The following is a 12,859-nucleotide window of genomic DNA, read 5'->3' on the forward strand; positions in this document are numbered from 1 at the left end:
GTGAGCACTGCCAGTGCGGGGCCCGCTCACCCCTTTGCTCACGAGCACTCTTCACTGACCTCGCCCCCCGCCGCTTGCCTCCGCCCCCGCGTCTCCTTAAGCCAGCGCTCAAGGAGACGCCCCATGCAAGACATCCTCGACAAGCTTGAAGCCCGCCGCGCGGCCGCCCGTCTCGGCGGCGGCGAGAAGCGGATCGAAGCCCAGCACGCCAAGGGCAAGCTGACCGCGCGCGAGCGGATCGAGGTCCTGCTGGACGAGGGCTCCTTCGAGGAGACCGACATGTTCGTCGAGCACCGCTCGCACGACTTCGGCATGGAGAAGCAGCGCGTCCCCGGCGACGGCGTCGTCACCGGACGCGGCACCATCGGCGGCCGTCTGGTCTATGTCTTCTCCAAGGACTTCACCGTCTTCGGCGGCTCCCTGTCGGGCGCCCACGCGGCCAAGATCGTCAAGCTGCAGAAGATGGCCCTGACCACCGGCGCGCCGATCATCGGCCTGTTCGACGCCGGCGGCGCCCGCATCCAGGAGGGGGTGGAATCGCTGGCCGGCTACGCCGACATCTTCCTGCAGAACACCCTGGCCTCGGGCGTCATCCCCCAGATCAGCGTCATCATGGGCCCGTGCGCGGGCGGCGACGTCTATTCGCCGGCCATCACCGACTTCATCTTCATGGTGAAGGACACCTCCTACATGTACGTGACCGGCCCCGACGTGGTGAAGACGGTCACCAACGAGGTCGTCACCCACGAGGACCTGGGCGGCGCCCGCGTCCACGCCGGCAAGTCGGGCGTCGCCGACGGCGCCTTCGAGAACGACCTGGAGGCCCTCAGCGAGGTCCGCCGCCTGATCGGCTTCCTGCCCCTGTCCAACCGCGAGAAGCCGCCGGTCCGCGAAAGCTACGACGATCCCGACCGCGACGAGGCCTCGCTCGACACCCTGGTCCCGGCCAATCCGAACCAGCCCTATGACATCAAGGAGCTGATCCTGAAGACGGTCGACGAGGCCGAGTTCTTCGAGATCGGCGCCGACTTCGCCCGCAACATCGTCTGCGGCTTCGGCCGCCTGGACGGCCAGTCGGTCGGCATCGTCGCCAACCAGCCGCAGGTGCTGGCCGGGGTCCTCGACATCGACTCCAGCCGCAAGGCCGCCCGCTTCGTGCGCTTCTGCGACGCCTTCGACATCCCGCTGGTCACCTTCGTCGACGTGCCCGGCTTCATGCCCGGCACCCGTCAGGAGTACGGCGCCCTGATCAAGCACGGCGCCAAGCTGCTGTTCGCCTACGCCGAGGCCACCGTGCCCAAGCTGACCGTCATCACCCGCAAGGCCTACGGCGGCGCCTATGACGTGATGAGCAGCAAACACCTGCGCGGCGACGTCAACTACGCCTGGCCCTCGGCCGAGATCGCCGTCATGGGCGCCAAGGGCGCGGTCGAGATCATCTTCCGCAAGGAGGCCGGCGACCCCGAGGCCCTGGCCGCCCGCGAGGCCGAGTACAAGGAACGCTTCGCCAACCCGTTCGTGGCCGCGGGCCTCGGCTACATCGACGACGTGATCATGCCGCACGGGACGCGGCGGCGCCTGATCAAGGCGCTACGGACGCTGAAGAACAAGGTTCAGGAGAACCCGTGGAAGAAGCACGATAATATTCCGCTATGAGTGATTTCGGCTCAAAAAGTTTCAAATCCAAGGCTGGCTGGATCAAGCTTCTTCGAGAGGTGGGTCAGCTTGACAATATTCGATGGCTGCCGCCAAGGCCTCATGCCGACCTCAAGTCAGACCGACATGAACGGTTACTTTATGCTCGGGAGCGTGCGTACGCACGCTTTGACGAGGCTCGTCAAAGAACTGCTACCTATACCGTTATTGGCAACGGTGCTGGACTGGTGGGGGCCTTTGCTTTTGTCGCGGAGAGGCAGAGCCTAACGGAAGGAGCAGCATTTGTTGTATTGCCAGCGTCGCTGTTTTTTGCTGGTCTAGTTTTTGGGTTTACTTCTCTGTATCTGAGCGAGCTATATCGTCGATTTCAAGTTAAGACGATTAATTTTACCATTGCTGGAAATGAGGATGCGAGAGCTTCGTTCAGGGAGTGGCGAGTCACGATGTCCGGCTTTCTGCGTTTGTTTCGGGGCCTTGCGATGTTGTCGTTTGGCGTCGCGGTAGCAACAACGTTGGGCAATCTAGTCGTTCTCGCTTAAGCCCCTGACCAACCTCCTCTTCCTCTGCTCCCGCAACCGCCTCCGCTCCCCCACGGCCGAGCAGGTGTTCGCGTCGCGGCCCGGCGTCGAGACCGCCTCCGCCGGCCTGGCGCCGGACGCGGAGGAGCACTGCTCGGCAGAGCTGGTCGAATGGGCCGACATCATCTTCGTCATGGAGCGCGCCCATCGCGCCCGGCTGCAGCGCCGCTTCAGGGCCCATCTGAAGCGCGCCCGCGTCATCTGCCTCGACATCCCCGACGACTACGCCTTCATGCAGCCGGAGCTGGTGACCCTGCTGGAGAAGAAGGTGGGGCCGTATCTGCTGGGTTAGGTAAGGATGAAGCGCTTGCTTGCCGAGCTTGGAGAGGCCCATGAGTTTGAAACAGCTGTTTTCTTTCGTGCGGTCGATCAACTCGATCTCCAAGTCGCTACAAGTCCCCATCAATCGTCCGATGCACGAGGAGCGGGACCTCCACCCTCGCCTTTGCCAGAACATCACTGCGCGACTCATTGAACGGGTGATCATCCCGAGCTTGGCCATTCTGCCCACACACGACCTAGAAATTATCGGCCGCGCACGAACGCAGGACGAATTTCTTGATCGAGCTCAGAAGGGATTCGACAACGCAGCAGCAGCGGACGCACGCGGCGCGTTTGTTCTTACACTCGCGGCGATGTTCGAACGCCATCTTCGGCGTTGGTTATTTCGAAGCAGGACGTTGAAGGCCGGCACGTTGCCATTTGAAGTGGTTCTAGACGTTGGTTTAGCCAGATTGCCGGACCAGTCCGATGTTCCAGTTTTGCGTCAAATTTTGCTCGAGCTAGTCTTGGTTGGCAATGTGCTACGCCATGGTAACGGCCGCTCTGTCGCGGCGCTCCGGGAGGGCTCTCCAGATCTTTGGCATGATCTCACGTTGGAAGATCATGACTGGGTCGAAGAAAGTTATCTCCATGCAGAGACGATGCGGATAGGCGAGGATCGAATCCGCAAATATGCGAGCGCTATCATTAGGTTCTGGGGGATCGCCGACACCTTGCCGGATGCTGTACGTGATCGAGGATACTAAGTGCTGATCGGGAGCTCTGCGAAAAAGGTGGGGCCCTACCTTTGACCCCGCCCGATCCCGCGTTAGCCGCCCGTCAGTGACGCCAGCCCCTCCTCGGCGATGGCGCGCCGGACGCCCTGGGCGTCGCGCAGGACGGCTTCCAGCGCCAGCCGGTGGGCGACGGTCAGGGCCTCATCGGCCGCAACCTCGACATCGGGCCTGACCCCCACGCCTTCCCAGTTGGCGCCGGTCACGGTGTTGGTGACGATCTGCATCGGGATGAAGGCGGCGAAGCCCGCGGCCAAGGGGCGGTAACCGCCGGGCGTGGCGCCGCCCCAGGTGGTCTGGCCCACCAGGGTGGCGCGCCCCATGGCCTGTAGGTCATAGGCGAACTCCTCGGCGCCGGAGCCGGTCTTGCGGTCGATCAGCACATAGACGGGGCGGCCGGTGAAGGCGGGCGTGCGGGGCGCCGCCTGATAGATGCGGCCCTCGGCCGGCCCGTCGGGATCGAAGACGTGGACCGTGGGCGTGGGCCGGTCGACCAGGTGCCCGATGGCGTTGGCCACCCCGGCCGGCTCGCCGCCCGGCGCGCCGCGCACGTCGATGATCAGGGCGCCCGTGTCGGCCAGCATGCCCATCGCCGCCGCCAGCTTCTCGGCGATGGGCGGGGCGTCCATGAACCGGTTGATCCGCAGGTAGCCGACATTGCCCGCCAGCCAGCGCACTTCGGGGATCTCCGACCCGCGCAGGCGGACTTCCTCGTGGTAGGCGGCGACCTCTTCCGGAGGCGGCGGGCCGTCGCTGAACCCGGCGATGATCTCGGGCCCCATGTAGCGGATGCGGAAATGCCGGTCGTTCACCACCGGCGCGACGCGGCTGTTGATCAGCGCCAGCAGGTCGGCGGCGGTGCGGGCGCCGCGGAACTCTCCGCGGCCTTCCATGGCTTCGATCTCGCGCGCGGCGGCGGCGCCCCGTTCGCGGAAGGCGAAGCGTTCGCGCAGCACCTGGGCCAGTGACAGCACGACGGCGCGGGTCTCGTCGGCGCTCAGGGTCACGCCGGCCGGATCCGGCGGCGGTCCCGGCTGCGCCCGGGCCGCGACGGGCGTGAAGGCCAGGGCGATGACGGCCACGCAAACGGCCGCAAGGTGTCGGATCATGGAAGGCTCCCCTCATTAGTTTCCCAAGGCGGAGAGGCCGCGAGCCCGGCGTCTGGATGCACGCGGGCCATCTTCTCCTGTACGGGGAGAAGGAGCAGTATCGCCCCATGATCACCCTGCACGGCTTCGGCAACATGTTCCCCGGCGGGGTCGGCGAGACCAAGGACATGCGCATCCAGTGGGCGCTGGAGGAGATGGGGCTGCCCTACCAGGTCCGCGCCTGGAACTATCTGGGCGGCGAGACCAACGGGCCGGAGTTCTCGGCCCTCAGCCCGTTCAATCAGATTCCCGTGCTCGAGCACGACGGCCTGGTCCTGTCGGAATCCGCCGCCATCCTGATCCATCTGGCCGAGACCTCGGGCCGGCTGACGCCGCCGGATCCGGAGGGCCGCGCCCACGTGGTTCAGTGGTGCTTCGCCGCCGTGGCCACCGTCTCGCCCGCCCTGTCGATGATCTCGATGTTCGACGCGGGCTTCATGGGCGCGGACCCGGCGGCCCGCGACTTCCTGGTCATGATCGGCCGCCGCTGGCTGGAGGGGGTGGAACGCCGGCTGGAGGGCAGGGCGTGGATCATGGGCGGCGACTTCACCGTCGCCGACATCCTGATGGCCACCGTCCTGCGCGAAATCCGCGAGGCCGAGCTGATGGACGACTACCCCAACGTCCGCGCCTTCTACGCCCGCGCCCTGGCCCGCCCGGCCTGGTTGCGGACCCGCGAACTCTACGCCGCGCGACTGGGCGTGGTGGAGGCCGCGTTCGGCTGACGCTGTGGGCCAACCCAAGGGCGATTTCGTTAACGACACGGAACTTTGAGTTGCGATCCGGCCGTTCGCGGTCTCCCTTCCAGTTCGCGCGTGAGGCGCATTCCAGGGAGGTCTGCATGTTGAGGAAGATCAGAAGCGTAGCCGTCGTCTCGGCCGTGGTGTTCGCCGCGTTCGGCGCCATGGGCATGAAGGCCCAGGAGTGGCCGCCCGAATGGACCGGCTATCACTACGTCTGGTACGAAGACGCGGCCAAGACCATCGTCGGCGGCGAGGTCTCGGACATCGGCTGCCGCGGCTTCGGCTCCAACATCTGGGTCCAGCGGGCCTATGTGCCGTCCGGCTATTACGACACCACGCCCATCTTCTACTGCGGCGGTTGGGGCCCCGGCCCGATCGAATAGGCGGTCATCGCCCAGACGACGTCGAGGCCGCCCGGGATCCGGGCGGCCTCTTCGTTTCCGGGGGCAGGCTTAGTGGGCGACGGCGTGGGCGGCCTGTTCGATCACATTCGCCACCGCGCGGGGCTGCGAGACATAGACCGAGTGGCTGCCGGTGCTTTCCGACACCGTGGCGCCGGCGCGGGCGGCCATCATGCGCTGGGCCGGGGGCGGGATCATGCGGTCCTCGGCGGCGACCAGGTACCAGCTGGGCTTGACGCGCCAGGCGGGGGTGGTGACCGCGCCGGCCAGGGCCTCGACGCCCCACGGCTGCTGGGAGTCGGCCATGAAGGCCGCGTCGGCCGCCGGCAGGTCGGCGGCGAAGGAGGCCGCGAACTTGGACCGGTCCAGCGACAGGAAACCGTCCTGCGGCGGCAGGATCGGCGGCACGGGCGCGCCGGCCGGCGGATTGGCGATCAGGGTCGAGACCGATTCACCGGCGTCCGGCGCGAAGGCGGCGATATAGACCACGCCCGCGACCTTGGGGTCGGTCCCGGCTTCCGAGATCACCACGCCGCCGTACGAGTGGCCGACCAGGATGACCGGGCCGTCCATGCCCGCGATCACGCGGCGGGTGAGGGCCACGTCGGCGGCCAGGGTCGCCGTCGGGTTCTGCACGATGGCGACGTTGTAGCCGTCGGCGGTCAGCAGGTCGTAGACGCCTCTCCAGCCCGAGCCGTCGACGAAGGCGCCGTGCACCAGCACGACGTTCTTCACGGAACCGGCCTGTTGAGCCAGGGCGCCGTCAGCGGCGAAGACAGCCCCGGCGAGGGCGGCGGAGGCCATCAGTTTGCGAGCGGTGGTCATGATCGTTTCCTCTTCATGTTTATGCGATAAATGTTATCGCGATAATTGTCGGGTACGCTCGCCTCGGATCATTGTCCAGATATTTTTTATCGCGATATGTATTTTCTCGCGAAAGCCCCATATTCAGGCGTGAAGGAGACTATCATGCCCAAACCCGCCGTGCCCCTGCAGGGGCAGCTCTGCTTCTCGATCTACGCCGCCGGCATCGCCATCAACCGCGCCTACAAGCCGCTGCTGGACGAGCTGGGCCTGACCTATCCGCAGTATCTGGTGCTCAGCACCCTGTGGGAGGGCGGCCCCCACACCGTCGGCGGCATCGCCGAGCGCCTGGATCTGGAGCCCAGCACCATCACCCCCCTGGTCAAGCGCATGGAGCAGGCCGGGCTGGTCGACCGTCGCCGCAATCCCGACGACGAGCGCCAGGTGGTGGTCGGGCTGACGCAGAAGGGCCAGGATCTGGAATCCCGCGCCGGCTGCCTGCTGGACGAACTGCTGAACCGCTCGGGCCTGACGGTGCCCGAGCTCATGGACCTGAACATCAAGGTCCGGGGGCTGGCCGACGCCGTGGCGCGGTCGAAGGACGGGGACGTCTGAAGGGGGGCGCTACGACGCGACCAGATTGACCGCCACCATAAGTCCCATCGCCGCGCCGAAGGTCCCGATCGACCAGAACCAGGCGCGCGGGCGCGTCACGCCCGCCACCTGCATCAGCCACCGGTGCTGGATGACCAGGTACCAGACGGTCACGATCAGCACGACGGCCACCCCCGCCAGCGTCGTCCACTCCCGCGGATCGCGCACCCCCAGGGTGGCCAGGCTGATCAGCATCGCGGTGGCGCCGGCCAGGTAGCATTGCGAGAAGAAGGGCGTGCGCAGGGTGTCGCGGTCGATCTTGCGCCCCGACAGCTTCAGGAAGGTCCAGGCGAACAGCAGGGGGCTGAGGCTGAAGATCAGGGCGCGATAGGCCAGCAGATTCTGGTCGTTGCCCGTGATCATCTGGCCCAGGGCGGTGTGGCCGACGCCCTCGACCCGGAAGCCGAACGCCATCTCGATCCCGTGCGCCAGCAGGATGCTCAGCACCAGGAACAGCGGCGGGCTCAGGGTCTCCAGATACTGCTGGTCCGGCTTGTCGCGCTGCTCGCTGTCCGAATAGCGCATGGTCTTGAGCGGGTGACGCAGGGTCATGAACAGGGTGCGCGGATAGAACAGCAGCCACGACATGACCTCGTAGAGCAGCTCCTCGACGGACCTCAGGATGGTCAGGACGTTCATGGGGCCGCTCCCGGTCATGGCCGCCAGCTTACCCCCGAACGGCGGCGCGTCCATTTCTGACGTCCGGACCCGCTAGGCTGCGGCTTCGGGTCTTTGACAACCAAGCCTTCCGCGTCTCGGTCCGGACGCATCGGACGCTTCGGACGGCGTTTTCCTTCCGCACTCTTCGCACCCGTTTTTTTTCAGCGCGCGGCGCCGTCTCCCTCGAACGCCGTGATGATCGGGCAGGGACCCGTCCGGCCGTCGCCGCAGGCATCGGCCAGCCGGGTCAGCGCCGCCCGCGCCGTCTCCAGCTCGGCGATCAGCGCGTCCAGCTCGGTCAGCCGCGACTGCGCCAGCTCCCGCGCCCGGGCCCGGTCGTCGCTCGCGTCCAGCGTCAGCAGTTCGCCGATCTGTTCCAGGGTGAACCCCGCCGCCTGGGCCGAGCGGATGAAGCGCAGCCGCCGCACCGCCGCGGGGCCATAGCGCCGCGTCCCGCCGCCCGACCCGCCGGTCCGCGGCCGTTCCGGCGTCTCCAGCAGGCCGCGCCGCTGATAATAGCGCACCGTCTCCACCCCCACGCCGCCGGCCTGCGCCAGCCGGGCGATGGTCATCTCGCGGGACGTTCCCGACATCGCTTGACTCCGTACCATGGTCCGGAACCTACATGGGGCGGGTCCGCTTTGAGGCAAGGAGATTTCCGCCGATGTCAGCCCCCCGATCCGCCGGCCCGAAGACCGCCGTCGTCTACCGCATGGTCATGCCCGACCACGTCTGTCCCTACGGCCGAAAGGCGCTGTGGCTGCTGAAGAGCAAGGGGTTCACGGTCGAGGACCGCCACCTGACCACCCGCGCCCAGACCGACGCCTTCAAGGCCGAGCACGGGGTCAAGACCACGCCCCAGACCTTCATCGGGGGCGTCCGCATCGGCGGCTACGACGACCTGCGCCGCCACTTCGGCCAGCGCGTGCCCGATCCCGGCGCCACCAGCTATGTGCCCGTCCTGGCCGTCTTCGCCGTGGCCCTGCTGATCGCCCTGCCCATCGCCTGGCTGAAGGACGGCCCGGTGCTGGCCGGCGTGATCCCGGCCTTCATCGCCGTGGCCATGTGTCTGCTGGCCATGCTGAAGCTGCAGGACATCGAGAAATTCTCGACCATGTTCCTGAACTACGACCTGCTGGCCCAGCGCTGGGTTCCCTACGGCTATGTCTATCCGTTCGCGGAGCTGGGCGCGGGCGTCCTGATGCTGGCGGGCGTCCTGACCTGGTTCTCCGCGCCGCTGGCGCTGGTCATCGGCGGGATCGGCGCGGTCTCGGTATTCAAGGCCGTCTATATCGACAAGCGTGAGTTGAAGTGCGCCTGCGTCGGCGGATCGTCCAACGTCCCGCTGGGTTTCGTCTCCCTGACCGAGAACCTGATGATGATCGCCATGGCCGTCTGGATGCTGGCCTTTATGCACTAGACCATTTTTGCTTCAGGTCGGAACGACCTGAATCCGAAAAATGGTCCAGATTCAAACTGGAGCGAAATCTGAGCCGAGGTGGACTGTGTCCAACTCAACCGACTTCGCTCTAGGGCGTGAAAAGGAGACGGGTGGCGAGAATCAGCGCATCTCTAATGCACGTATAGCGAGTAATCGCGGTTTCTGGATCCTGACGAAAGGAGCAGGGCCCATGTGGATGCGAGGACTGGAAGGGGCGGTGCGCGTGCGTTGCCCGCATTGTTTCGAGGCCGACTGGCGCACCCGGATCGAGCTGGACGGTTGTCGCCCCTTCATCTGCTACATGTGCTTCTGGCGCGGCGACAAGCCGCTACCCGCCCGGGGGCTGGTCGAGGGCTGCACGACCCGGCTGGCGCACATGTCCGGCGCCGTCCGCGGCCTGTTCCGGCGACGGGACAATGAGGGCGGCGCTCGGGTCTGAGGCCTCAGATCAAGCGGCGCAGCCCGGCCCGCAGGGCGTCGCCGCCGTCGCCCAGCTCGGCCTCGACCGCCGCGTGCTCGGCGATCCACACCGGCGTCGTCCGGGCCAGCAGGTCGCGCCCGGCGTCGGTCAGGGCGATGCGGCGTCCGCGCCGGTCCTCGGGATCGATGGTGGTGGCCACCAGGCCGGATCGCTCCAGCGGCTTCAGGTTGGCCGTCACCGTCGAACGGTCCATGGCCAGGGTCTCGGCCACCTGTCCGACAGTCGGCGGGGAGGGCCGGTTCAGGCTGTTCAGCAGCGAGAACTGGCCGCTGGTGATCCCGTGCGGGCGGAAGGCCTCGTCGAACCGCCGCGACAGCGCCCGCGCCGCCCGCTGCGCATGCAGGCACAGGCAGTGGTCGCGGATATGCAGGGTCGTCGCGAAGGGATGCACGGCGTTTGACATGGCTTCTGATATGTTGATATCAACCTATTCGTCAATGACGACGGTGCGGACAGCGCCGCGAACGCGTGGAAGGAACGCCCCATGATCCAGGTCACCGCCTTCAAATGGGTGCCGCCCTTCGCCCAGGGCTCGGTCCGCGACATCCGGGTGCGCTGGGCGCTGGAAGAGGCCGGGCTGGGCTATGATGACCGGCTGATCGGCTTCGAGGACCAGGCCACGCCCGAGTATCGGGCCATGCAGCCCTTCGGCCAGGTGCCCGCCTATCGCGACGACACCGTCGAGATGTTCGAGAGCGGCGCCATCGTGCTGTGGATCGCCCAGAACTCGGACCAGCTGATGCCCACTGACGACGCGGGCCGGGCCATGGTGATGACCTGGCTGTTCGCGGCCATGAACAGTGTCGAGCCCTTCGTGGCCGAGCTGGCGGGCATCGATCTGTTCAACGCCGACAAGGACTGGGCCAAGGCCCGCCGGCCGGAGGTCGAGGCCTTCCTGCGCAAGCGGCTGGGCGACCTGCAGACCGCCCTGGGCCGGCGCCGCTGGTTCGCCAACGACCGGTTCAGCGCCGCCGACATCCTGATGACCCATGTCCTGCGCGACCTGCGCCACACCGACGTCCTCGCCGACTTCCCGGCCCTGGCTGACTATGTCGCCCGCGCCGAGGCCCGTCCGGCGTTCAAGCGGGCGCTGGCGGACCAGCTGAAGCCCTTCAGGGCGGCGGAGGCGAACAATCCGGCGCTGGCCGGGGGCGTCTGACGTGGCGCGTCTCGTCTTCGGAATGAACCAGTCGCTGGACGGCTATGTCGACCACGACGCCTTCGGGCCCGACGACACGCTGTTCCGCCACTTCATCGACCAGGTGCGCGAGCAGGCCGGCAGCCTCTACGGCCGCCGCCTGTACGAGATCATGCGCTACTGGGACCACGACGATCCCGCCTGGTCGCCCGAGAACCGCGAGTTCGCCGAGGCCTGGCGCGCCCACCCCAAATGGGTCGTCTCGCGCTCGCTCACCTCGGTCGGTCCCAACGCCACCCTGATCTCGGACGACGTCGAGGCGGCGGTCCGCAAGCTCAAGACCGAGCTCGACGGCGAGATCGAGGTCGGCGGGCCGGAGCTGGCGCGCAGTCTCGGCGACCTGGGTTTGATCGACGCCTACCGGATCTACCTGCACCCGGTCGTCACCGGCGGCGGCAGGCCCTATTTCGCCGGCCCCCGCCCGCCGCTCCGCCTCGTGTCGCATGAGCGCATCGGCGGGGAGGCCATCCAGCTGACCTACGTCCCGGCCTAGCTTCCGACCAGCGCCTCGCGCTCTTCGGCGGTCAGCATGCGCCACTTGCCCTCGGGCAGGTTGTCCAGCTTCAGCGGGCCGATGCGCACGCGGATCAGGTCGACAACCTCCAGCTCGACCATTTCGCACATGCGCCGGATCTGGCGGTTGCGGCCCTCGCGCAGGATGAATTTCAGCCGGTGCGACTCCATCCGGCTGACGTAGGCGGGGCGCAGCTGGCGGCCGTCCAGCATCAGGCCGTGGCGCAGGATCTTCAGCTTCTTCTCGGTGATGTCGCCCGCCACCCGGACCAGGTATTCCTTGTCCAGATCGGACTCCGGCCCGATCACCGCCTTGGCCACCACCCCGTCGGACGAGAGCAGCAGCAGGCCGCGGGAGTCCTCGTCCAGCCGCCCGATCGGGGGCAGGGAGATGTCGCCGGGGACCTCGCCCGGGCCGATCAGATTGCCCGCGCTCAGCAGGCGGATGGCCGGCAGCTTGTCCGGCTCCGGCTGGCCCGAGACGTAGCCGACGGGCTTGTGAATGACGACGGTGATCCCCTCGGCCAGCTGCGCCGTGGCCGTGTCGCTGAGGGTCAGGGTCTGGCCCGTCTCCAGCTTGCGACCGGCGTCCCGCACGATCTCGCCGTCGATGGACACCAGGCCGTCGGCGATCAGGGCGTCGGCCTCGCGCCGCGAGCAGACGCCCGACTGACCCAGCCACTTGTTGATCCGGACCGGCTCGGCGCCGTCGTAGGTCCTGGTCCAGCCCATGTCAGAGCGCCCGGAACAGAAGCATGATGTTGTTGGCCGGCATGGCGATCCTTTGGGTGGGGGCGAGGCCCGCGGCCTTGGCCTCGGCGATGACCAAGTCGCTATCGCGCAGACCCCAGTCGGGATTGCGGCGCTTCAGGTCGGCGTCGAAGGCGGCGTTGGACGAGGCTATGTCCACCCCGGCCTCGCGATAGGGGCCGTACAGCGCCAGCAGGCCGCCCGGGCGGCGCAGGGCGCGGCCCGCCAGCCGCATCAGGCCCTCGGTCGCGGCCCAGGGGCTGATGTGGATCATGTTGATGCAGACGACGACATCGGTCTGCTCCGTCGGCCAGCCCGCCTCGTCCAGCATGTCCAGCGCCTGCGGGGGCTCCAGGTTGGGCAGCTTCGCCTGGGCGGCCCAGGCGGCCATGCTGGCGCGGGCCTCGGGCGACGGATCGCTGGGCGTCCAGGTCAGGCCGGGCAGGGCGCCGGCGAAGGCGACGGAATGCTGGCCGCTGCCGCCGGCGATCTCCAGCACCCGGCCGCGCGCGGGCAGGTGCGCCTTCAGCACCTCCAGAATCGGCCCGGCGTTGCGGACCGAGGCCGGGGAGGCGAGGGCCCCTTCGGGAGTCGGGTTCAGGGCGTCCATCGTCTGCATGGCGCCGGATACCCCGGCGAGGCGCGGATCGCGACCGGAAATATGCAGGCCGCCGGTCGCCGCCGCCTCGCGAGAGGTTGAAACGTGCATCGGTTGACGGGCCTCCGGCTTCGGTGTCATTGCCGCTGAAACACTGCGTGAACGCACGCAAGGGAAGC

18 protein-coding genes are annotated in these 12,859 nt (G+C 67.4%); 11 read left to right on the forward strand and 7 right to left on the reverse strand.

Going from position 1 to position 12,859, the window contains the following annotated elements; all coding sequences use genetic code 11:
• The first annotated feature begins 123 nt into the window (after nt 1-123).
• From AC3WRV_RS07640 to AC3WRV_RS07655, 4 genes are all read left to right on the forward strand, one after another.
• Nucleotides 124-1,656: an acyl-CoA carboxylase subunit beta gene (locus AC3WRV_RS07640; RefSeq protein WP_492312767.1), complete on the forward strand. Its 1,533-nt coding sequence runs from the start codon at nt 124-126 to the stop codon at nt 1,654-1,656.
• Entirely contained in the window at nt 1,653-2,195 is a 543-nt protein-coding gene (locus tag AC3WRV_RS07645; RefSeq protein ID WP_492312768.1) for a hypothetical protein, read from the forward strand. The genes AC3WRV_RS07640 and AC3WRV_RS07645 overlap by 4 nt, the downstream gene beginning before the upstream one ends.
• A 64-nt stretch (nt 2,196-2,259) precedes the next feature.
• Complete coding sequence (locus AC3WRV_RS07650; protein ID WP_492312769.1) at nt 2,260-2,526, forward strand: low molecular weight protein tyrosine phosphatase family protein; 267 nt, start codon at nt 2,260-2,262, stop codon at nt 2,524-2,526.
• A 40-nt stretch (nt 2,527-2,566) separates the two neighbouring features.
• Nucleotides 2,567-3,262: a hypothetical protein gene (locus AC3WRV_RS07655; RefSeq protein ID WP_492312770.1), complete on the forward strand. Its 696-nt coding sequence runs from the start codon at nt 2,567-2,569 to the stop codon at nt 3,260-3,262.
• 62 nt (nt 3,263-3,324) lie between these two features.
• On the opposite strand, the gene AC3WRV_RS07660 is transcribed toward AC3WRV_RS07655, so the two are convergent.
• Nucleotides 3,325-4,398: a S41 family peptidase gene (locus AC3WRV_RS07660; protein ID WP_492312771.1), complete on the reverse strand. Its 1,074-nt coding sequence runs from the start codon at nt 4,396-4,398 to the stop codon at nt 3,325-3,327.
• 107 nt (nt 4,399-4,505) lie between these two features.
• Between AC3WRV_RS07660 and AC3WRV_RS07665 the strand changes: the two genes are divergently transcribed.
• Both AC3WRV_RS07665 and AC3WRV_RS07670 read left to right on the forward strand, forming a co-directional pair.
• Nucleotides 4,506-5,162, forward strand: coding sequence for a glutathione S-transferase family protein (locus AC3WRV_RS07665; protein WP_492312772.1), 657 nt, complete (start codon nt 4,506-4,508; stop codon nt 5,160-5,162).
• 116 nt (nt 5,163-5,278) lie between these two features.
• Nucleotides 5,279-5,563 carry a hypothetical protein gene (locus tag AC3WRV_RS07670; RefSeq protein ID WP_291835448.1) on the forward strand — a complete coding sequence of 95 codons (285 nt, stop codon included), beginning with the start codon at nt 5,279-5,281 and terminating at the stop codon, nt 5,561-5,563.
• A gap of 69 nt (nt 5,564-5,632) precedes the next feature.
• Here the strand turns inward: AC3WRV_RS07670 and AC3WRV_RS07675 are convergent, their stop codons facing one another.
• Nucleotides 5,633-6,406, reverse strand: coding sequence for an alpha/beta fold hydrolase (locus tag AC3WRV_RS07675; protein ID WP_492312773.1), 774 nt, complete (start codon nt 6,404-6,406; stop codon nt 5,633-5,635).
• 144 nt (nt 6,407-6,550) lie between these two features.
• Between AC3WRV_RS07675 and AC3WRV_RS07680 the strand changes: the two genes are divergently transcribed.
• Nucleotides 6,551-7,000 (forward strand): MarR family winged helix-turn-helix transcriptional regulator, encoded by a 450-nt coding sequence (locus AC3WRV_RS07680; RefSeq protein WP_492312774.1) that lies wholly within the window; start codon nt 6,551-6,553, stop codon nt 6,998-7,000.
• A 9-nt stretch (nt 7,001-7,009) separates the two neighbouring features.
• Here the strand turns inward: AC3WRV_RS07680 and AC3WRV_RS07685 are convergent, their stop codons facing one another.
• Together AC3WRV_RS07685 and AC3WRV_RS07690 are read right to left on the reverse strand one after the other, a co-directional pair.
• Complete coding sequence (locus AC3WRV_RS07685) at nt 7,010-7,678, reverse strand: hypothetical protein (protein ID WP_291835439.1); 669 nt, start codon at nt 7,676-7,678, stop codon at nt 7,010-7,012.
• A 182-nt stretch (nt 7,679-7,860) separates the two neighbouring features.
• Complete coding sequence (locus AC3WRV_RS07690; protein ID WP_492312775.1) at nt 7,861-8,292, reverse strand: MerR family DNA-binding protein; 432 nt, start codon at nt 8,290-8,292, stop codon at nt 7,861-7,863.
• Between the two features lie 71 nt (nt 8,293-8,363).
• On the opposite strand from AC3WRV_RS07690, the gene AC3WRV_RS07695 reads away from it, so the two are divergent.
• Both AC3WRV_RS07695 and AC3WRV_RS07700 read left to right on the forward strand, forming a co-directional pair.
• Complete coding sequence (locus tag AC3WRV_RS07695) at nt 8,364-9,119, forward strand: MauE/DoxX family redox-associated membrane protein (RefSeq protein ID WP_492312776.1); 756 nt, start codon at nt 8,364-8,366, stop codon at nt 9,117-9,119.
• Between the two features lie 211 nt (nt 9,120-9,330).
• Nucleotides 9,331-9,579, forward strand: coding sequence for a hypothetical protein (locus tag AC3WRV_RS07700; protein WP_492312777.1), 249 nt, complete (start codon nt 9,331-9,333; stop codon nt 9,577-9,579).
• 4 nt (nt 9,580-9,583) lie between these two features.
• On the opposite strand, the gene AC3WRV_RS07705 is transcribed toward AC3WRV_RS07700, so the two are convergent.
• Entirely contained in the window at nt 9,584-10,024 is a 441-nt protein-coding gene (locus tag AC3WRV_RS07705; RefSeq protein ID WP_492312778.1) for a MarR family winged helix-turn-helix transcriptional regulator, read from the reverse strand.
• Between the two features lie 81 nt (nt 10,025-10,105).
• On the opposite strand from AC3WRV_RS07705, the gene AC3WRV_RS07710 reads away from it, so the two are divergent.
• Together AC3WRV_RS07710 and AC3WRV_RS07715 are read left to right on the forward strand one after the other, a co-directional pair.
• Nucleotides 10,106-10,780 (forward strand): glutathione S-transferase family protein, encoded by a 675-nt coding sequence (locus tag AC3WRV_RS07710; protein ID WP_492312779.1) that lies wholly within the window; start codon nt 10,106-10,108, stop codon nt 10,778-10,780.
• A 1-nt stretch (nt 10,781) separates the two neighbouring features.
• A complete protein-coding gene (locus AC3WRV_RS07715) occupies nt 10,782-11,312 on the forward strand; it encodes a dihydrofolate reductase family protein (RefSeq protein ID WP_492312780.1) in 531 nt (176 codons plus the stop codon).
• On the opposite strand, the gene AC3WRV_RS07720 is transcribed toward AC3WRV_RS07715, so the two are convergent.
• Together AC3WRV_RS07720 and AC3WRV_RS07725 are read right to left on the reverse strand one after the other, a co-directional pair.
• Complete coding sequence (locus AC3WRV_RS07720; RefSeq protein WP_492312781.1) at nt 11,309-12,064, reverse strand: pseudouridine synthase; 756 nt, start codon at nt 12,062-12,064, stop codon at nt 11,309-11,311. The genes AC3WRV_RS07715 and AC3WRV_RS07720 overlap by 4 nt on opposite strands.
• Before the next feature lies 1 nt (nt 12,065).
• Nucleotides 12,066-12,791, reverse strand: a complete 726-nt coding sequence (locus AC3WRV_RS07725) for a DUF938 domain-containing protein (RefSeq protein ID WP_492312782.1) — start codon at nt 12,789-12,791, stop codon at nt 12,066-12,068.
• Nucleotides 12,792-12,859 lie beyond the last annotated feature (68 nt).

The organism is Brevundimonas sp. EU05-FHT14B11, from assembly GCF_058790835.1.

Bases quoted from the DNA above. Each gene is read 5' to 3' on its own strand.
- AC3WRV_RS07680 (WP_492312774.1), top strand. From the start codon at position 6,551: ATGCCCAAACCCGCCGTGCCCCTGCAGGGGCAGCTCTGCTTCTCGATC.
- AC3WRV_RS07675 (WP_492312773.1), bottom strand. From the start codon at position 6,406: ATGACCACCGCTCGCAAACTGATGGCCTCCGCCGCCCTCGCCGGGGCT.
- AC3WRV_RS07640 (WP_492312767.1), top strand. From the start codon at position 124: ATGCAAGACATCCTCGACAAGCTTGAAGCCCGCCGCGCGGCCGCCCGT.
- AC3WRV_RS07660 (WP_492312771.1), bottom strand. From the start codon at position 4,398: ATGATCCGACACCTTGCGGCCGTTTGCGTGGCCGTCATCGCCCTGGCC.
- AC3WRV_RS07725 (WP_492312782.1), bottom strand. From the start codon at position 12,791: ATGCACGTTTCAACCTCTCGCGAGGCGGCGGCGACCGGCGGCCTGCAT.
- AC3WRV_RS07645 (WP_492312768.1), top strand. From the start codon at position 1,653: ATGAGTGATTTCGGCTCAAAAAGTTTCAAATCCAAGGCTGGCTGGATC.
- AC3WRV_RS07670 (WP_291835448.1), top strand. From the start codon at position 5,279: ATGTTGAGGAAGATCAGAAGCGTAGCCGTCGTCTCGGCCGTGGTGTTC.
- AC3WRV_RS07695 (WP_492312776.1), top strand. From the start codon at position 8,364: ATGTCAGCCCCCCGATCCGCCGGCCCGAAGACCGCCGTCGTCTACCGC.
- AC3WRV_RS07690 (WP_492312775.1), bottom strand. From the start codon at position 8,292: ATGTCGGGAACGTCCCGCGAGATGACCATCGCCCGGCTGGCGCAGGCC.
- AC3WRV_RS07700 (WP_492312777.1), top strand. From the start codon at position 9,331: ATGTGGATGCGAGGACTGGAAGGGGCGGTGCGCGTGCGTTGCCCGCAT.
- AC3WRV_RS07655 (WP_492312770.1), top strand. From the start codon at position 2,567: ATGAGTTTGAAACAGCTGTTTTCTTTCGTGCGGTCGATCAACTCGATC.
- AC3WRV_RS07710 (WP_492312779.1), top strand. From the start codon at position 10,106: ATGATCCAGGTCACCGCCTTCAAATGGGTGCCGCCCTTCGCCCAGGGC.
- AC3WRV_RS07705 (WP_492312778.1), bottom strand. From the start codon at position 10,024: ATGTCAAACGCCGTGCATCCCTTCGCGACGACCCTGCATATCCGCGAC.
- AC3WRV_RS07665 (WP_492312772.1), top strand. From the start codon at position 4,506: ATGATCACCCTGCACGGCTTCGGCAACATGTTCCCCGGCGGGGTCGGC.
- AC3WRV_RS07720 (WP_492312781.1), bottom strand. From the start codon at position 12,064: ATGGGCTGGACCAGGACCTACGACGGCGCCGAGCCGGTCCGGATCAAC.
- AC3WRV_RS07685 (WP_291835439.1), bottom strand. From the start codon at position 7,678: ATGAACGTCCTGACCATCCTGAGGTCCGTCGAGGAGCTGCTCTACGAG.